19 protein-coding genes and 1 riboswitch are annotated in these 17,304 nt (G+C 39.8%); of the genes, 12 read left to right on the top strand and 7 right to left on the bottom strand.

The features are described 5' to 3' along the window. Positions 1-38: 38 nt before the first annotated feature. Complete coding sequence (locus tag I6N96_RS04985) at positions 39-782, bottom strand: peptidylprolyl isomerase (protein ID WP_209556411.1); 744 nt, start codon at positions 780-782, stop codon at positions 39-41. 282 nt (positions 783-1,064) lie between these two features. Here I6N96_RS04985 and I6N96_RS04990 point away from each other — a divergent pair, with 282 nt between their 5' ends. The 10 genes from I6N96_RS04990 to I6N96_RS05035 all read left to right on the top strand — a co-directional run bounded on the left by I6N96_RS04990 (position 1,065) and on the right by I6N96_RS05035 (position 9,121). Further along, positions 1,065-2,156, top strand: a complete 1,092-nt coding sequence (locus I6N96_RS04990; protein ID WP_209556412.1) for a DUF871 domain-containing protein — start codon at positions 1,065-1,067, stop codon at positions 2,154-2,156. A 144-nt stretch (positions 2,157-2,300) separates the two neighbouring features. Next, positions 2,301-2,933 carry an NUDIX hydrolase N-terminal domain-containing protein gene (locus tag I6N96_RS04995; RefSeq protein ID WP_209556413.1) on the top strand — a complete coding sequence of 211 codons (633 nt, stop codon included), beginning with the start codon at positions 2,301-2,303 and terminating at the stop codon, positions 2,931-2,933. Between the two features lie 30 nt (positions 2,934-2,963). Continuing rightward, positions 2,964-3,887 carry an alpha/beta hydrolase gene (locus I6N96_RS05000; protein ID WP_209556755.1) on the top strand — a complete coding sequence of 308 codons (924 nt, stop codon included), beginning with the start codon at positions 2,964-2,966 and terminating at the stop codon, positions 3,885-3,887. 105 nt (positions 3,888-3,992) lie between these two features. Then, a complete protein-coding gene (xerD, locus tag I6N96_RS05005; RefSeq protein ID WP_209556414.1) occupies positions 3,993-4,886 on the top strand; it encodes a site-specific tyrosine recombinase XerD in 894 nt (297 codons plus the stop codon). A gap of 16 nt (positions 4,887-4,902) precedes the next feature. Next, on the top strand, positions 4,903-5,271 hold the full coding sequence (locus tag I6N96_RS05010; protein WP_209556415.1) for a GNAT family N-acetyltransferase: 369 nt from the start codon (positions 4,903-4,905) through the stop codon (positions 5,269-5,271). 19 nt (positions 5,272-5,290) lie between these two features. Then, positions 5,291-6,070 carry a segregation/condensation protein A gene (locus tag I6N96_RS05015; RefSeq protein ID WP_209556416.1) on the top strand — a complete coding sequence of 260 codons (780 nt, stop codon included), beginning with the start codon at positions 5,291-5,293 and terminating at the stop codon, positions 6,068-6,070. Beyond that, the gene (gene scpB, locus I6N96_RS05020) at positions 6,067-6,684 is read left to right on the top strand and encodes an SMC-Scp complex subunit ScpB (protein ID WP_209556417.1); all 618 of its coding nucleotides are present in this window, start codon (positions 6,067-6,069) and stop codon (positions 6,682-6,684) included. Before I6N96_RS05015 ends, scpB begins: the two co-directional genes overlap by 4 nt. Next, the gene (locus tag I6N96_RS05025) at positions 6,685-7,401 is read left to right on the top strand and encodes a pseudouridine synthase (RefSeq protein WP_209556418.1); all 717 of its coding nucleotides are present in this window, start codon (positions 6,685-6,687) and stop codon (positions 7,399-7,401) included. A 31-nt stretch (positions 7,402-7,432) separates the two neighbouring features. Beyond that, complete coding sequence (locus tag I6N96_RS05030; protein ID WP_209556419.1) at positions 7,433-8,083, top strand: GNAT family N-acetyltransferase; 651 nt, start codon at positions 7,433-7,435, stop codon at positions 8,081-8,083. 133 nt (positions 8,084-8,216) lie between these two features. Then, positions 8,217-8,340: riboswitch (FMN riboswitch) on the top strand. Between the two features lie 184 nt (positions 8,341-8,524). Beyond that, on the top strand, positions 8,525-9,121 hold the full coding sequence (locus I6N96_RS05035) for an ECF transporter S component (RefSeq protein WP_209556420.1): 597 nt from the start codon (positions 8,525-8,527) through the stop codon (positions 9,119-9,121). Positions 9,122-9,211: 90 nt separating this feature from the next. Here the strand turns inward: I6N96_RS05035 and I6N96_RS05040 are convergent, their stop codons facing one another. Beyond that, positions 9,212-10,036 carry an Fpg/Nei family DNA glycosylase gene (locus I6N96_RS05040; protein ID WP_209556421.1) on the bottom strand — a complete coding sequence of 275 codons (825 nt, stop codon included), beginning with the start codon at positions 10,034-10,036 and terminating at the stop codon, positions 9,212-9,214. A 274-nt stretch (positions 10,037-10,310) separates the two neighbouring features. Between I6N96_RS05040 and I6N96_RS05045 the strand changes: the two genes are divergently transcribed. Further along, positions 10,311-10,745: a GNAT family N-acetyltransferase gene (locus I6N96_RS05045; protein ID WP_209556422.1), complete on the top strand. Its 435-nt coding sequence runs from the start codon at positions 10,311-10,313 to the stop codon at positions 10,743-10,745. Between the two features lie 82 nt (positions 10,746-10,827). Then, the gene (locus I6N96_RS05050) at positions 10,828-11,556 is read left to right on the top strand and encodes an alpha/beta hydrolase (protein WP_209556423.1); all 729 of its coding nucleotides are present in this window, start codon (positions 10,828-10,830) and stop codon (positions 11,554-11,556) included. Here the strand turns inward: I6N96_RS05050 and I6N96_RS05055 are convergent. The 5 genes from I6N96_RS05055 to I6N96_RS05075 all read right to left on the bottom strand — a co-directional run bounded on the left by I6N96_RS05055 (position 11,541) and on the right by I6N96_RS05075 (position 17,254). Beyond that, entirely contained in the window at positions 11,541-11,768 is a 228-nt protein-coding gene (locus I6N96_RS05055; RefSeq protein ID WP_209556424.1) for a ferredoxin, read from the bottom strand. The two genes, I6N96_RS05050 and I6N96_RS05055, sit on opposite strands and share 16 nt — an antisense overlap. A gap of 92 nt (positions 11,769-11,860) precedes the next feature. After that, positions 11,861-13,567: a recombinase family protein gene (locus I6N96_RS05060; protein ID WP_209556425.1), complete on the bottom strand. Its 1,707-nt coding sequence runs from the start codon at positions 13,565-13,567 to the stop codon at positions 11,861-11,863. A 251-nt stretch (positions 13,568-13,818) separates the two neighbouring features. Beyond that, positions 13,819-14,664 carry a replication-relaxation family protein gene (locus I6N96_RS05065; protein ID WP_209556426.1) on the bottom strand — a complete coding sequence of 282 codons (846 nt, stop codon included), beginning with the start codon at positions 14,662-14,664 and terminating at the stop codon, positions 13,819-13,821. Positions 14,665-14,814: 150 nt separating this feature from the next. Continuing rightward, positions 14,815-17,040: a type IV secretory system conjugative DNA transfer family protein gene (locus I6N96_RS05070; RefSeq protein WP_209556427.1), complete on the bottom strand. Its 2,226-nt coding sequence runs from the start codon at positions 17,038-17,040 to the stop codon at positions 14,815-14,817. A 1-nt stretch (position 17,041) separates the two neighbouring features. Continuing rightward, positions 17,042-17,254 carry a hypothetical protein gene (locus I6N96_RS05075; RefSeq protein WP_209556428.1) on the bottom strand — a complete coding sequence of 71 codons (213 nt, stop codon included), beginning with the start codon at positions 17,252-17,254 and terminating at the stop codon, positions 17,042-17,044. Between the last annotated feature and the right edge of the window lie 50 nt (positions 17,255-17,304).

The raw sequence follows: 17,304 nt of genomic DNA on the forward strand, positions 1-17,304 counted from the left end.
AGGCTGGTAAGCTTCTATCACACACTCTCTTTTATTGATTATTTTGCTTCTTGCAAAATATTGATTTTCTCAATTTTGATATCTTCTTTTGGTTTGTCGCTGTCATCTGTTTCTGCAGCGGCAATTTTATCTACTACATCCATTCCCTTGATTACTTGTCCAAAGACAGTGTGAGCACCATCTAAATGAGGTGTACCACCATTTTTGTAGGCATCAATAATATCCATTGGGTACTCATTTTTCAAAAGGCCGTCAGACATATCATCCGTGTTTTGAACGATGAAAAATTGGCTGCCGTTTGTTCCCGGTCCGGCGTTCGCCATTGAAAGAGCACCACGAAGGTTATATAGCTGATTACTGATTTCATCTTCAAACGGCTCTCCCCAGATGCTTTCGCCGCCAGTCCCATTGCCTTCAGGATCGCCGCCTTGAATCATGAAATTGTCGATGACGCGGTGGAAGGCTAAGCCGTCATAATAACCGTCTTTTGCATGAGTGATAAAGTTTTCCACTGTTTTTGGTGCAATTTCAGGAAACAGCTTGATTTCAATCGATCCCTCTGTTGTGACCATTTCAATCAAGTCCTCATTATCAGCGACTTCTGTTGATAGCTGAGGAAGCTCTAATGCATTTAGGTCAACAGACTCTTCAGTTGTTGATTTGGAAGTATCTGCTGATTTAGAGGAACTGCCTTCTGTTTTTGTGTTATCTCCACATGCCGCAAGCAAAACTACAGCAGCAGAAAGCGCGAAAATAGATGTTCCGAATTTTTTTAATTTCATATAAATAATACGCTCCTTTGACTTTAATCATACCTATATATGATAACAAAACATTGGCTCGACTACTAGTCCATTTCTTAAAAAATAGAAAATGAAAGGTGTAGACCATTTTCGGGGGTTCTGTTATAATAAATTTGACTATATATCAATCCTATTAATAAATGACAATTGCTGCTAATTGCTTTGCTGCATACTTTGTGCAAGGTTGCTTTTCGTGTAATGAATCTTTAATAGGATTCATATAGATTGTCAATAAAGACAGAAACTTAGGAGGCAATACGAATGGGAAAATTAGGGATTTCTATTTATCCTGAACGTTCGACTTTTGAAAAAGATAAGGCTTATTTGGATCTTGCACACAAATACGGATACAAACGTGTATTTACCAGCTTGCTTCAAATCGAAGACGACAAAGAGAAAGTTCTTGCAGGATTTAAGCAGGTCGTAGATTATGCAAACAGCTTGGAAATGGAAGTTATGGTTGACATCAACCCTGCATTATTTACGCAATTGGACATTTCCTATGATGACTTATCATTTTTCCATGAAATGGGTGCTTATGGCGTCCGTCTTGATATCGGGTTTACAGGAAGCGAAGAAGCGAAGATGACAAGAAACCCATATGGTATCAAAATAGAAATCAACATGAGTACTGGAACAAGCTATGTTGACAACATTATGAGCTATTCTCCAAATACCAATAATTTGCTGGGTTCTCATAACTTTTATCCACACCGCTATTCTGGTTTAGGCTACGACCACTTCGTTTATTGTTCAGAAAAGTTCAGAAAATATAATATCAATACAATGGCTTTCGTTAACTCTCAGACAGCTGATTTTGGTCCTTGGCCTACATCTGATGGTCTTTGTTCGTTAGAAGATCACCGTGATTTGGAAATCGCAACACAGGTAAAACACCTTGTGTTGACTGGTTTGATCGATGATGTATTGATTGGAAATGCCTACGCTTCTGAAGAAGAGCTGAAGGCTATGGCTGATGCATTCAATGCTGACTATCCAACCCTAAAAGTAGATGTAGAAGGCGACATTACTGAAAATGAGCGCGTTTGTCTGTTTGACAACCTGCACAGTTACCGTGGAGACCGCTCTGAATATATGCTGCGTTCAACGATGACTCGTGTATACTATAAAGACAAAGAGTTTCCGGCGCATGATACTCGTGACATGGTCAAAGGTGATGTATTGATCGATAACGTTGGTTACGGACAATACAAAGGGGAAACACAAATTGCTCTGAAAGAAATGAAAAACGACGGACGTGTAAACGTTGTTGGACGAATTTCAGAAGATGAGCTTTTCCTTCTGGATTTCCTGCGTCCTTGGTCAAATTTCAAACTGATTGAAAATAAATAAAGAACGAATCCGGCTGTTCGAATTATCTGATCAGCCGGTTTTTTATGCTCTTTTCTGTGTTTCAGCTTTACGCCTTGAGAAAAAAAGACTTTTTTCGAGACAAGTGGTAAAATATACTGATGACACTAAATGAGGTGATACAGGATGGAAAAAGAACTGGCTGTTTTGATTTCCAAATTACAGGGAATCGCTCAAACTGGAAAAGAATACGCAAAAGATCCATATGATCTGGAAAGGTATGAGGAGTTAACTCAGATTACCAGACAGCTGATCCAGCTGCTTTATTCTACTATGCCTGAAGAACAGCTGACCATCTATTTGTCAGAGGATGATGGCTATGCAACGCCTAAAGTGGATGTTCGAGCAGTGGTTTTTGATGAACAGGATCGCTTATTATTTGTTCAAGAAAAAAGTGATTCAAGCTGGGCATTGCCGGGTGGTTGGGCGGATATTGGGTACTCGCCAACAGAGATTGCAGAAAAAGAGACCTTTGAAGAAGCGGGGATCTACGTAAAAGCCGATCGATTGATTGCCCTCAGAGATAAAGCCAAGCATGACTATCCGCCGGCGCTGATTTATACATATAAGCTTTTTATTTCTTGTTTATTTATAGAGGGCGAGCTGCAGGCTGGTTTAGAGACTTCAGATGCACGCTTCTTCTCAAGGCAGGAGATACAAATGCTTGCTCTTTCTGAGGAACGAAATATACTTGGAGATATAGAACTACTGTTTGAGGATCATTTCTCATCAGCAAAAGGCAAAGTGATTTGCGATTGATTATAGGAAGTGGAGTTGAAATGGGAAACGATGTGGAAAAAAGTGATAATTGGTATAGTATTGATTCTATTTGTAGTATTACTTGGAGCAGGACTCTATTTTTATAATTATGCGGTAGTCCCATCAAAAAAATCCTTTATAGATGACGATACGCCGGGAACTGATGTAACTGTTTCACCTGAGGAAACGTGGTTTCAAGAGGAAGCAGATCGGGAAGAATGGGCATTGATTTCTGAAGACAGGCTGAAGCTTAAAGCGATTTATATACCTGCTGAGAAGCCGACAGATAAAAACGCGATTCTTGCTCATGGATACATGGGAACCGCAGAATCAATGGGGAAATATGCAAAAATGTACCATGATTGGGGTTATAATGTACTAGTACCTGATGCACGAGGGCATGGTAAAAGTGAAGGCGACTATATCGGCTTTGGCTGGCCGGAGCGTAAAGACTACGTTCAATGGATCGATACAATTCTTGAGAAAAACGACAGTGATAGTCAAATCACGTTATTCGGCATCAGCATGGGCGCGGCGACTGTCATGATGACCAGTGGAGAGAAATTGCCGGAAAACGTCAAAGCGATCGTAGAAGATTGCGGCTATACCTCAGCTGAGGATGAGCTGTCTTATCAGCTGAATGAGATGTTCGGTCTACCAAAGTTTCCTCTAGTCTATGTAACTAGCGGTATCACGAAATTGAGGGCCGGATACTTTTTTGGCGAGGCTAGTGCAGTAAAGCAGTTGAAAAAAAACACGACACCAATGATGTTTATTCACGGAAAGGCCGATGATTTTGTTCCATTTTATATGCTGGATGAAGTCTATGAGGCAACAGATGTTCCTAAGGAAAAATATGTAGTTGATACTGCCAAACACGGCGAGGCTTATACTAAAGATCCTGAGATGTATAAAGAACGGGTTGCTGCCTTTTTAGAAAAATATATGGATTAGTTAAGTGTATTGATTTTGTTCCAGCTCTCGATAGGCGTGTTAGTAAGACCGCTATCAAAAAGGAATAGTTACAACAAGTGTTCATACAGGAAATGAGGGGAAAAGATGGATGAGGACATAAAAGAATATCTCCACTACCTGCAAATCGAACGAGGGCTGTCCTTAAACACAAGGAAAAGCTATGAAAGAGATTTAGAGAAATACCTCATCTTTCTTACCGAGCAGGCGAAGGTTGCTTCATGGGAACAGATCGACCGTTTTGTCATTATGGAGTACTTACAGGAGCTTCATGAGCATAAAATTTCATCGGCTTCTGTTATTCGAATGATTTCAACATTAAGAGGATTTCATCAGTATCTGCGCCAAGAGAGAAAAACAACCCATGACCCTATGCAGCATATCGATTCTCCTAAAAAAGCTCAGAAGCTTCCTGACACACTGTCAATCGAGGAAGTGACTTCACTGATTGAAACTCCGGATATATCCAAGCCGTTAGGTATCAGGAATCGAGCGATTTTAGAAGTGATGTATGCAACAGGGCTTCGAGTGAGTGAACTGGTGGAATTGAAGCTGTCAGATCTTCATTTATCGATTGGATTGCTGCAAACGATCGGTAAGGGAGATAAGGAACGGATCATTCCTTTAGGTGACCATGCGATCCATTGGATAGAAAAATATCTGGATGAAGGCCGACCGAATCTGGTCAAACCGTCTGCAGATATCCCTCAGCTCTTTGTTAATCACCACGGCCGTTCGTTATCCAGACAGGGAATCTGGAAAAATCTGAAGCAGATTGTTTTGGAAGCTGGTATTCAAAAAAACATCACACCTCACACGTTGAGACATAGTTTTGCAACCCATTTATTAGAAAATGGTGCAGATCTAAGAATCGTACAGGAATTGCTGGGGCATGCGGATATTTCAACGACGCAGATTTATACACATATCACAAAACGCCGAATGGCGGATGTCTATAAGAAACATTTTCCGAGAGCTTAGAATTGGAGGGCGAACCATGCTGATACCGTATCGAAAAGAACATCAGAAAATTGCAGTAGGATTACTCAGCTTTCATGATAAAATGGAAAAGTATCATTCGTTGCTCAATGAGATCGGTATGTATGAGCAAAAGGAAAGTCTTGCATTATTTTTTTGGCTTCCAGAACAGGGAGCGAATATTCAAGGGCTTTTAGGAATCGAGTATGTGGGGAGCAGTCGGCTTATTTTGCATGATATCAGTCTTAATCCTTCATATCGAGGAGAAGGTCTGGGCTTTCAGTTACTGGATGAATTAAAAGCAAAACATGATGAGTTTGAAATTGTAGGCACTTCAGCGACAAAAGAATATCTGGAGAAGTGGCTGCAGTTGGGAAATAGATTTTGAGTAGAAAGTTGGAGACACCTTGCAGGAAATCAATATAAAATTGGACGTATTTGAAGGTCCACTAGATCTGCTGCTTCATTTGATAAAAAAATTGGAGATAGATGTTTACGATATCCCCATCTCAGCTGTTACAGAGCAGTATATGGGGTATATTCGAGCAATGCAGTCTCTAGAACTTGAAGTTGCCGGAGAATATCTGGTTATGGCTGCAACTCTGATGGCAATCAAGAGTAAGATGCTTCTGCCAAAGCAAGAGCTTGAGGTCGTTGACGATGAGGAGCTTGAGGGAGAAGATCCTAGAGAAGCTCTGGTGGCTCAGCTGTTGGAATATCGGAAGTTCAAATATGCTGCCGGGCTTCTTCATGAAAAGGAAGCAGAGCGCAGCCTGTATTATACAAAAGAACCAATGGATATTGATGAGTACAGAGAAGAACAGCCGCTGCTTGAGCCAAATAAGCTGAACACGATCGATCTGTTTCTCGCGTTCCATTCCATGCTTGAGAAAAGGAAAAGCAGACAGCCTATAGAAACGACTGTGGCGGGAGAGGATATATCGATTGAAATGAAGCTTGCAGAAATTACTGATACTATCAAGCTTCTGAAGAAAGATAGCCCAATCAAGCTGGAGTCCTTTTTCGTGACGTATTCAAAGCAAGAAATCGTTACAACTTTTATGGCTCTGCTTGAGCTGATGAAAAAGCATCTGGTGCGGGTGGAGCAGGAGTCCAATTATGGTTCTATCCTGCTGTATAACGATCATGATGAGGAAACAATGAAGGATTTGGAGGAAACACAGTGACAACTATGAGTCAAATGGAAGCTATTCTTTTTGTTGTTGGTGATGAGGGGATAAGCTTGGAGGAAATCTCTTATTTATTAGAGCTTCCGACCGCAAAATCCTATGAGATGCTGACGGCATTAAAGAAACGCTATGAAGAGGACGAGCATTCCGCTTTGAATATTTTAGAAATCGGTAATCAATTCGTTCTTTCAACCAAAAAGAGCTTTGCACCACTATTGAAAAAATATGCACAATCTCCGATTGCAAACAACCTTTCTCAAGCCGCTTTGGAAACCTTGTCAATCGTGGCATATAAACAGCCGATTTCACGAGTTGAAGTGGATGAAATTCGAGGCGTTCAATCAGCTGGTTCGATTCAAAAACTGGCAGCAAAGCAATTGATTGAAGAAAAAGGTCGTGTAGAAGGTCCGGGACGAGCGATTTTATATGGAACTACAGATTATTTTATGGACTATTTTGGTTTGAAGGCGCTGGATGAGTTGCCTGATATTCATCAAATGGAAGATGAAATCAATGAAGAACTTCCTTTAGATCTCTTTTTTGATCGCTACAAAGATGAAGAACTGATGCCATCAACAGATGAAAAAACAGAGATCGAGGAGGAAAAATAGATGGAAAGATTACAAAAAATTATCGCACATGCAGGGGTAGCTTCCCGCCGAAAGGCAGAGGAATATATTCAGCAAGGTAGAGTAAAGGTAAACGGCAAAGTGACCAAAGAGCTGGGAACGAAAGTTGGACGGAATGATTTGATCGAGGTTGACGATGTTCCAATTTATCAAGAGGAGTATGTCTACTACTTGTTCTATAAGCCAAAAGGAGTGATTTCTTCTGTTTCTGATGATAAGGGAAGAAAGGTAGTGACAGACTTTTTCCCTAGTGTGGTCGAGCGGATTTATCCTGTTGGCCGTCTGGACTATGATACCTCAGGGATTTTATTGTTGACGAATGACGGTGATTTTTCTCAAAAGCTGACGCATCCGAGCCACGAGGTAAACAAGGTTTATGTAGCTAAGGTTAAGGGCGTGCCGAAGAAGCATGATTTACAACCATTGCGAAAAGGGGTAAGGGTCGATGGCTATAAGACAGCTCCAGCGGAATTTCAAATTCTTTCAGTCGACCTAAAAACCGGAACAGGGATCATTGAGCTGACCATCCATGAAGGAAAAAATCATCAGGTGAAAAATATGCTTCAAGCAGTAGGCTATCCTGTTCAGAAACTGAAACGCGAGCGTTTCGGTAATCTGACACTACAAGGCTTAAGGCCAGGGGAGTACCGCAGCCTTAACAAAAAGGAAATCAGCAGCTTATTGAATGAAGTAAAATAATTTTCATGTTGAATCATTTAGGAGGAAAATAATGACAATCAACATCAGACTTGAAGAAGAAAAAGATTATAGAAGAGTTGAAGAGATTACTCGAGAAGCATTCTGGAATCTTTATTTACCAGGAGCTGTTGAGCATCTTGTCGCTCATAATATTAGAAAATATCCTGATTTTATACCGGAGCTGACATTTGTTATCGAACTGGACGGAGAAATCATTGGGAGTATCATGTATACTCGAGCGAAGGTTATTGATAAAGAAGGCGTGGAACATCCAGTCATTTCATTTGGGCCAGTGAGTATTTTACCGGAATATCATAGACAGGGATATGGCCGGATGCTGATCCAGCACTCTATCGATGAAGCGAAGAGACTGGGATTCAACGCAATCATCATTGGTGGTTATCCCTATCACTATCATCCGTATGGCTTTGTAGGAACGAAAAAGTACGACATATCCATGCCGGATGGTAATTTTTATACAGGAATCATGGCTCTTCCCTTAACTGAAGGCGCATTAGATGGAATAAGCGGCAGTATTCATTTTTCAGAATCAATGTATCCGGATGAATCGGTATTAGAGGAATTTGATCAAACTTTTCCTCCAAAAAAGAAGGAAGTAAAGGCAAGCCATCTGGAATTCGAGAAGGCGGTTAGTGAGATAGATACCAATATTTACGAATAAAAAGAAAGCAGAAAGGTCGAGACGAAGAGATGTTTCGGTCTTTTTATTTTGGCTATTTCTATTGTGAAAGTCGTAACTATTGCATTCTGAAAAGAATAATGTATAATTACTTTTGTAACATAATTTAATAAAGGTTCGTCTTCAGGGGCAGGGTGTAATTCCCGACCGGTGGTATAGTCCACGACCTACTTTTTTAAAAGTAGTTGAATTGGTGAAATTCCAATACCGACAGTATAGTCTGGATAAAGAAGATAGGGCTTATTTGAACAGCATTTTTTCAGATAAGATAACTCTAACTCTATTTTTCCCTGCAGAAAAATAGAGTTTTTTTCTGCAGTAAGAGTGAAGTGATCTTGCGGATTCAAGGGCTTGTCCGTTATGAAAAAACAGCTTGTTTGGATGGTTCGTTTGAAGATGGATCCTTGTCAGGAGGATTTCATAATGAGAAACAGTAAGGTACAAAAAATGGTGGGCGTAGCAATGTTGGCCGCTCTAGGCGCAGCGTTGCAGTTTGTAGGATTTCCACTATTACCGGCAGTTCCCTTTTTAAAGGTGGATTTCAGTGATATTCCGGTAATGATCAGTATGTTTTTGTACGGTCCGCTAGCCGGTATCGTCACAGCATTCATTCGTTCTATTTTGCATTTGGTATTAACAGGCCCATCACCACAAAACATGGTGGGGGATGTTGCCAGCTTTTTAGCAACAACGTTGTTTACATTACCAATGTATTATTTCTTCAAGAGAGGCTCGCATAAGATGATCAACAAGGTATCTGGTATTGTAACGGGTATTTTGGCGATGACGATCTTTATGAGTGTTGCAAATTATTTTGTGATCACACCTCTGTACCTAAGCTTGTATGGTGTGACAGCACAATCATTTTTAGGTCGGTCAATGAAAAGCTATATTGCAGTGGGGATCGTTCCATTCAATCTGCTCAAAGGCGTGATCATCAGCGTCGTATTCATGGTCTTCTATGCGAAAATACTTCCATGGTTAAGCAGAAAGCAAAGTAGTGTTGGAAATACCCTATAAAATAAAAAATAAAAGCTTCTTCCGCTGTTCGGGTGTGAAGAAGCTTTTTTCATTAAAAAATGTATAGTTATACTTATTCTGGATGCCTACTTACTTTTGGCATTCCGGACAGTAATAGATGGTTCCGCCTAAGTAGTTTTCTTTTACAATATCCGTACCACAGACTTTACAGCCGTTTTTATAAGTGTTTCTGGAAAGGATCGTCTGGTAACCGCCGGCACTTCCGTCAATATTTTTTTCAGTATCTCTTCCACCTAACTCCTTCATTTTTTCCAAGGTTTGAACAGTTTGCTGGTATAGGTTCAACAACTCCTTATCATCTAAAGAAGCAACGGGTCTTTTGGGGTGCAGACCAGATAAAAAGAAAATATCCTGCATACAGCCGTTACCAACTCCGGGGATTCGTTGTTCTGTTCCTAAGAAGGCTTTGACTGACATTTTTTTTGGATTTTCGGGAAGCAGTGATTTGAAATAGGGAAAATCAAATGCGTCGTCATAGGGTACAGGTTTTTCTGCAGCAACCCTGTAGTATTGATCCGCTGGATGTTCTTTTCCATGGTAAAGCAGCATCGCTCCATACATCGCAACGGAACAGGCTAGATACGTATCGTCTGTAAAACCTAAAAGTAATTGATGCTTCTTTGGCAATTCTCCTTGATTTTCGGCATAATAAAAGCGGATGCCATCTCTAAAGACGAGGCGCAGCTGATTTGTACATTCAATGACAATATAAGCAGCCACTGGGTAGATATCTATTATTGTCTGGTTCTCCAATAATAGAGAATAATCGCTGTCTTCACTGAAAAAGGCAAATTTGTGTGGAGAGCTCTGTCGTAGGACAGAGCTGATTTCTTTTCCCTTCAGCAATGTCTGGAGCTGCTGAGAAAGAGCATATGTTTCTGGGATTTCCAACATTTTAGTTCCTCCTGACTGTTTCACTTCTTTTTTTCAGTGTATCTGATAAAATAGGAAAAGACAATGAGAGAAGAGACAGAAATGCTTCTTCGCTTTTTTATGTAATTCCAGAAGAATCAATGAAAATGGTTGAGGGAAAAGGAGTACGCAGTAAAATTTTATTTTTTTGTCAGAAAAAAGTGAACGATCATTTAAATAGAAGCCCTCAAACATAGAAAACATATGTTTTTGCGTAAACTAACTAGAGAGAAACGAAGATTTATGGAGGAAGACAATGGAACATATCAGAGCTGTTCAGGAGAAGGATAGGGATTTTTGGTTTACATTGGATAATCATTTGCCAGAGGCTGAGTTTGAGAAGAAGGTTAGAGACGGGATGGGTTATGTACTAGTCAAAGATGGAGTACCTATAGGGTTATTGAGGTACAATTTGTTTTGGGACAGTATCCCCTTTTGTACCATGCTTTTCATAGGTTCAACGAGTCAACAGCAAGGATATGGCAAGGCATTGATGGCATTTTGGGAGAAAGAGATGAAGCAATTGGGTCATGGGCTGGTAATGACCTCTACTCAAGTGGATGAAGAAGCGCAGCATTTTTACAGAAAAATCGGGTATCAAGATGCTGGTGGACTGCTTATCACGACTCCTGAATATGAACAGCCAATGGAGATGTTTTTCACTAAAGAGCTAAAAGGACAGTTCAGCTGAGAAGGTGGTCACTATGGGCGAAAGAACATAGAAAATAAGAAATCACTGTATTCATTTTGAAGCAGACGCGGAGGACTAAGACATGAAAAAATGGAAAAAGATCAGTATTTACATAGGAATATTCATTATTGCAGTATTTGGTGCCGGTTTCTTTTATGTGCAAGCCAGTACCTATCATCCGACAGCAGATGCTGTCGAAGCTTCTAAGACTGCTGAAAAAGAGCAAGACGTTTTGTTCTTTGAAGGGAGCTCAGAGAACCCGACGATTCTTTTCTATCAGGGAGCATTTGTTGAGAATGCCAGCTACAGTATCTGGGCAGAGCAGGTCGCTGCTGCGGGTTTCAGCGTCTATTTATTAAGGGAACCGTTGAATTTGGCTGTTTTAGGCCAGAATGCTGCAGGAAAATTGATTGAGGAGAAACAAATCCAATCGTATATTATTGGAGGACATTCTTTAGGCGGAGTCATGGGCAGTCGATTTGCTCACGACCATCTAGAGGATCAAGCGTTGAAGGGTGTTTTCTTTTTAGCCAGTTACCCGGACGAAAAAGGCAGCCTGGCAGATTTTGAAGGGTCAGTACTATCGATCACAGGTGAAAATGATGATGTGTTGAATAAAGAGAAGTTTATTGAAGCGAAAAGCTATCTTCCTAATGATACACAGTTCGTTGATATTCCAGGTGGAAACCATGCCGGCTTTGGCAGCTACGGCAGACAAAAAGGAGATGGTCAGGCGACAATCTCCAATGAAAAACAGCAGAAGCTGGTCAGTGATACAATCATCCAATGGGCCTCTCAGCTGTCTGTTTGATCGTTTTTTACTATTTCTATTGCACGAACCGGACATTTACGGTAGGCTGTTGTCACAGCATCATCATCTTGGCTGTTGACAGTGACTATCAATGCGTGAGGGTCATTTTTAAAAAGAACGATACCTTCCTCCGTGTAGTCGAATATATCTGGGGCGTATACCTGACAGAGTCCGCAGGCGATACACTTTTCTGGAATAATTTGACATTCCATGACAAGCAGCTCCTATCTATTTTATTTATGAAAGGTTTATTCTAAGTCTACCTTCCATAAAACATAAAGATTGTTAATTTAATATAATGAGCCTACACAAGAGAAATAGGCTTTAAACTGGTTAAAAGTTGTTGTTCCTCTTGTGTGGCGTTTGTTTGTTCTAAGTCTCCGACAAGTCCTATAAAATTGTAATGAATTGAAATTGCTTGTGTGCGCTTGCCATCAATTTTTTCAGGTTTACACACGTCAATCCGTTCAATAAATTCAATCACCATTTTGTTGGTCAACTTGTCAGGAGATAAATAGTTTTTTGCAATTTTCATGAATTTATCTAAGCCCTCAGATTGAGCTTCTTGCTCTTCTAGGGCGTTTTTAGATTCTTCAATCAATTGCTCCAGCTCCGTTTGTTCCATTTCGTAAGTGGTTATCAGTTTAGAAAAGCGTTCATCTGACAAATTTCCGCTTATCTTATCCTCATAAAGATGTTGGATAATCACATCCAAATTCTTATAGCGTTTTTCGGCTTTTTTGAGCTGTTTATCAAGCTTTAAAACGGTCGCTTCACTCTGGATATCGTCCCTCATCTTTACATACTCGGCAAACTCTTTTTCGTGCTTCTTGATATGGTTTGTCAGTCGCTTAATATCTGTTAAAACGATTGTTTCTAATTTCGCTTGATTGATATAATGCGTGTGGTTACAGTTTATTTTGTGGTTGCGAAAGCCAGAACAAGCATAGTGCTTGGTTGGTGCAACAGAAAAATAGAGTTTGTGTCCACAATCTGCACAAAAGATTAAGCCAGAAAACAAGCCTTTTTCATTATTTTTGGTATGGCGACGTTTATGCTGTAAATTCCGCTGAACAATCTCAAAAGTATGTTCGTCGATAATTGGCTGATGGGTATCTTTAATGATTTGCCACTTTTCTTTAGGCGTAAAAGAAACTTTTTTACTGCGAAAATTCTTTTTGTAAGTCTTAAAATTCGCTGTATGTCCTAAATATTCCATACGCTCTAAAATCCCTCGAACGGTTCCAAATTGCCAATGGTAAGGAAAGTCAATTATCCGTTGGTCTTTCTTTCGTCGGAATTTCATTTTGTGAGCAGTTGGGTTTAGAATTTTCTGCTCCTCAAGCATTTTAGCAATGCGAGTAAGGCCATGCCCTTCAATAGAATAAGCGAAAATCTGTTTGACAATCTCCGCCGCTTCTTCGTCAATTATCCACTTTACATCATCTTCTGGGTCTTTTCTGTAGCCATATGGAACAACAAAAGATAATGATTCGCCACGCTGGCTCTTCGTTTTAAATGCGTTCTTAATTTTTTCGGAAGTTTCTTCTGGGTAAATATGATTTAAAAGTAGTCGAAAAAGCATGTTTATGTCAATGCCGTGGTCACTATCCACATTGTCATTAATCGCTAAAAAATGAATATCATTTTCAGGAAAAACATTTTGAATTAAATTCAAACTCCCCATAAGATCACGCCCTAAACGGGATAAATCTTTGACGATAAACGTTTTTACTTGACTAGCATTAATTAGTGCCATGATTTGCTGAATAGCTGGACGAAAAAAGTTCGTGCCAGAATAACCATCATCTACAAAAAATATACAGTTTTTTAGCCCTCGTCTTTCGGCTTCATAGGCTAGCAACTGCTTCTGATTGGCAATTGAGTTGCTTTCACCTTCTTTATCATCTTCTTGCGATAAACGAGCATAAAGAACAGTGATATCTTTCATCTTCTCAAATGGAATTTCGGTGCTGTCTTTAATTTTCAATGTGCAAGGTTGTTTGTTCATATCGGTTCGCTCCTTTTTAAGCAAAACCGAACACCTGCCACTATTATACCATTTTTTGATGGTAAATAGTGGCAGAATATCCGATAAGTCAAGCTCAATCGTTCGTTTTATGGGTATTTATCAAGCGCAAAATGATATTCGCTAATCCCGTTTTGCTGTCAATTTTATAGTGTGAATGAACGATATAAACCGTATTGCCTAAAGTTATTCTTGTTGTATTTGGTTGCGTTGTTTTTTCTTGATTTTCGTTGTTAATCTTCCTTTCTTTCTGTTTGGTCGCCAGTTAGTAGCGTTTCAAATTCGTCTATCGTTATCACACGAAAAAGCATTTCGGCTTTTGGTAAATATTCATGAATATACCTTGTAAGCTGTTCTCGGCGTTTTTCGTTTACTGTTATCCATACCACATATGGAAAAACACCATTCGAGCGTTGTTCAATTCCAGAATTGTAGTAAGAAATATAGAATTTACATTTTTTCACTACTCGGCTCGGCGCTTCGGTCGCTTGGTCGAGTTCAAGAAAGTAAAACTCCTCATATTCGTCAGTTTGAGCGAACCTTGCGAATAAATCAGGCTTTAGGAAGGTTGGAGTGTTCTTTAGTGAGAACGTCCGCCAACATCTTGGCTCATGCTGGACTTCTAACAGTTCAATTTTCTTTTGTTGGTCAAGTTCTTTCAATCTCGCAAAAGCTTCTGAGATTGCCAGCGTATGTTCTAAGAATAAGATGTTCGGTTCATATAGTTTCTTTCTTGTGCCTTTCATTGACTTAATTTCATCTAGTCTTAGAAGTTGAAAACCCGCACTTGAAATTGTCCAAATAGTTGAACCCGATCCCGCACGTTTTCCGCCGATTCGTTGTTCTAAGCTAGCGATTAAACCATATTTCTTTAATTTGTTTACTTGTCTGTTGCAAGCTCGCAAATTCGTTGCTTGATTCTCATTTTTTGTAAAAAAGATTCGTTGCAATTGGTTGGCAGTAATAAATTTTACATTGTTAATTGTCTGCAAAATTTCAATTTCGCGCGAGTCCAGTAGCGCCGACAGGCGACGAAGTTCGGGTTTAGATATTCGTTTTTGTTCTTGTTTGTCGTTCATGGTAAGTCCCCCTCGGGAGAGTTTTATTTATACATTAAATTAGAAAAATTTATAAATAAAAGTCATCTCCCTTATTTTAGATTTTTGTTGATTTACCGCCTTTAATACACCGTGCTTCGTTTACACGGTCAGACAGTCCCTCAGACAAATTTATTCGTCTGAGTTTTTCGTTTTTTTAGTCAATCTGCCGACAGAAAAATCAATTTCATCAGGCAAATTTTCAGTTTCTTCTTTATCATTTGAACTCATTAGCTCAATATATTCTTTTTCAATGTCGTCAATATCTCGTCCGTAAGTTTCGGCACTTCTGGCAAAAACTTCGGCGGGCAGTCGCAGGCTTGGTTTTGGTGGAAAAGTTTTTCCAGATAACCAAACATTAGCAATTTTCTTTTCAATTAAAGTGGTATACACTTGATATTGAGGTAGGCTCATAAAATCTATCTCAGTCAATTCGGGCGCAAGGTCGGCAAACACTTTCGCGTCCGTTTTGCTTGTTGAGAAGATTATTTTTGATTTTGTATTACTCATCACGGATTCTTTTAACTCGTTATTTAGCTGTCCTAAATGTTGGTGAGCGCAGATGAAGGCAAGTCCTAATCCTCGGGCCATTGCCAGAATTTCGCCAAAATCCGAACCGCTTTTTTTGACGTAGTTCTGAAACTCGTCAATATAAAGCATGACAGGCTTTCTTTTTTCTTCAGGAATTTCCGCACGCCTCAAAGCAATATTCCAAATGGAATTGATTAACAAACTGGCGCATAACTCCGCAACGGTATTTCCGACCATTCCAGAATTGAGTGGAACAAGCAGAATTTTATTCTTAGTGAACACATCTTCTAAATTAAATTTCGGCTGAGTTTGTCCTAAAGTTCCACGAAAAGCTGAACGCATTAGCAACACGTTTAAGCGCCTTAGAAGCGGAGCAAGCTGTTGGTTGCGGTCTTTTTCGGATTGCGCTTCAAAATTCGCCCAGAAACTTTTTAAATACATATCATCTAATGTTGATGTTAGTTTGTGGCGAAAGTCGGAATTTGTAAAAATCAGTGGTAGATGAAGCAATGTCATATTTTTATTTCGTGCCAGCGTCAGGAGTCCGCAGGTCAGCAGTTCTTCCGTGTAAATGCCATAATCTGGAAAGATTGTCCGCAAACTGGAAAGCACTGTTTCCGCCACCAGTTCTGGACTTTTCCCGTCGATATAAGATAGAACATTGATTCCTAACGGTCGATTGGAACTAATATCCCAAATAACCACATCTTTTAAGCGGTGTTCTGATATTTTCTGGACAACTGAATCAATCAAACTGAATTTTGGATCAATTACGATGACGCCATATTGATCTTTTTCATCTTCAACAGCTAAATCCGCCAAAATCAAATTTTCTAAAACCACCGATTTCCCTGAGCCTTGTGGTCCGCAGATGTGTAAATGCCGTAAATTGTTTTTTGGAGATAAGTGAAGCAGTTTCTTATCTTCTGGATTCTCGTTTAAAGTTTCACCGAACGCACGGATATTTTTTGTTGGATTCTTCAAGGCTTTAGGTGGCAATAATACTTTTGGGTGAAGTGGTGCAACTCCTAGGAAATCTAGTTCACCAAGTGGCAATAAGAACAGGTTTGCCAGTTCTTTGACGTTTAGCCTTAGTGGGTATCTAAACATAGTCTTAGCTTGATTTAAGTAAAGCGGTTGTTCTGCTTGTAAAGAAATACGTATGCCACGAGATTCTAAGCTTCTAAGCGAAGATAAGACGTTTAAAATGTAACTTTTGACTTTGGCTTCCTCTTTTGCATAAGCACCGATTCTAATTACACATGGCAAGCGGTGAGAGCTGACTTTATCTTTTATGGAACTTCTAATATCGCTTGAAGCGTTCGGCACATTGCCAGCGATTACGTTCCACCAACTTACTTCTGGAGAAGGTAAATTTTTGGGCAAGTTCTCGGGTTGGAGGGTATTTGTTCCTATTACAATTTGAACTGCGATTTGGTCGCCAGTTGCCACCTGAGCCATACCAGCAAGCGTAGTGCGGGCTAGACTCTCTGCATTGTCCGTTTTGAGTGAAAGTATAGGTTTGGTCATGTGGAGCTTTCTAGCAACTTTTACAGGCTTTCTAAGCGTGGTATCTGCTCGCAGTTCTTGTCCGAAATCAATAGTGCCGTGCGATTTGAATAGTTGCATGATGTTTTTCACTTCGGATTTTTCCATTCCTAGAAAGTAATTGATTTTTCCACCATCTGAACGTATTTCAAACACTAGCGGTCGGATTTTAGCTTCACTCGTGGCAATGTGGCTAACCAATGAAATGATATTGTCAAAAGTAAACGGTCGTTGCCAAATCATTTTATGCCAAACCAACTCATTTATTTTGTGTTTCATTTTATTCTCTCCATTTCTGTGCTTTCCTGATTCGCCAGCCGACTGTAAGCAGGATCACGAAGATTCCTAAAAACAGCAACGGCAACCACACGGCAGACAGTAGCCGTATACCGTAATTGATTAAGGCACAACCGACAGCGAACAATACAGCATAACTGAACAGCTTTTTCACTGGGTTCACGTCCTTTTCTTTGTCTTGATTTTGTTTTGTCATTCATTTTTCCTCCTTTTCGTTTAGAATAACTTTCCCATTGCATCACACAA

Source organism: Enterococcus larvae (genome assembly GCF_017830045.1).
GTDB classification, from domain to species: Bacteria; Bacillota; Bacilli; order Lactobacillales; family Enterococcaceae; genus Enterococcus_L; species Enterococcus_L larvae.

Bases quoted from the DNA above. Each gene is read 5' to 3' on its own strand.
- I6N96_RS04990 (WP_209556412.1), top strand. From the start codon at position 1,065: ATGGGAAAATTAGGGATTTCTATTTATCCTGAACGTTCGACTTTTGAA.
- I6N96_RS05035 (WP_209556420.1), top strand. From the start codon at position 8,525: ATGAGAAACAGTAAGGTACAAAAAATGGTGGGCGTAGCAATGTTGGCC.
- I6N96_RS05065 (WP_209556426.1), bottom strand. From the start codon at position 14,664: ATGAACGACAAACAAGAACAAAAACGAATATCTAAACCCGAACTTCGT.
- I6N96_RS05010 (WP_209556415.1), top strand. From the start codon at position 4,903: ATGCTGATACCGTATCGAAAAGAACATCAGAAAATTGCAGTAGGATTA.
- I6N96_RS04995 (WP_209556413.1), top strand. From the start codon at position 2,301: ATGGAAAAAGAACTGGCTGTTTTGATTTCCAAATTACAGGGAATCGCT.
- I6N96_RS05040 (WP_209556421.1), bottom strand. From the start codon at position 10,036: ATGTTGGAAATCCCAGAAACATATGCTCTTTCTCAGCAGCTCCAGACA.
- I6N96_RS05075 (WP_209556428.1), bottom strand. From the start codon at position 17,254: ATGACAAAACAAAATCAAGACAAAGAAAAGGACGTGAACCCAGTGAAA.
- I6N96_RS05000 (WP_209556755.1), top strand. From the start codon at position 2,964: ATGTGGAAAAAAGTGATAATTGGTATAGTATTGATTCTATTTGTAGTA.
- I6N96_RS05050 (WP_209556423.1), top strand. From the start codon at position 10,828: ATGAAAAAATGGAAAAAGATCAGTATTTACATAGGAATATTCATTATT.
- I6N96_RS05070 (WP_209556427.1), bottom strand. From the start codon at position 17,040: ATGAAACACAAAATAAATGAGTTGGTTTGGCATAAAATGATTTGGCAA.
- I6N96_RS05045 (WP_209556422.1), top strand. From the start codon at position 10,311: ATGGAACATATCAGAGCTGTTCAGGAGAAGGATAGGGATTTTTGGTTT.
- xerD (WP_209556414.1), top strand. From the start codon at position 3,993: ATGGATGAGGACATAAAAGAATATCTCCACTACCTGCAAATCGAACGA.
- I6N96_RS05025 (WP_209556418.1), top strand. From the start codon at position 6,685: ATGGAAAGATTACAAAAAATTATCGCACATGCAGGGGTAGCTTCCCGC.
- I6N96_RS04985 (WP_209556411.1), bottom strand. From the start codon at position 782: ATGAAATTAAAAAAATTCGGAACATCTATTTTCGCGCTTTCTGCTGCT.
- I6N96_RS05060 (WP_209556425.1), bottom strand. From the start codon at position 13,567: ATGAACAAACAACCTTGCACATTGAAAATTAAAGACAGCACCGAAATT.
- I6N96_RS05055 (WP_209556424.1), bottom strand. From the start codon at position 11,768: ATGGAATGTCAAATTATTCCAGAAAAGTGTATCGCCTGCGGACTCTGT.
- I6N96_RS05030 (WP_209556419.1), top strand. From the start codon at position 7,433: ATGACAATCAACATCAGACTTGAAGAAGAAAAAGATTATAGAAGAGTT.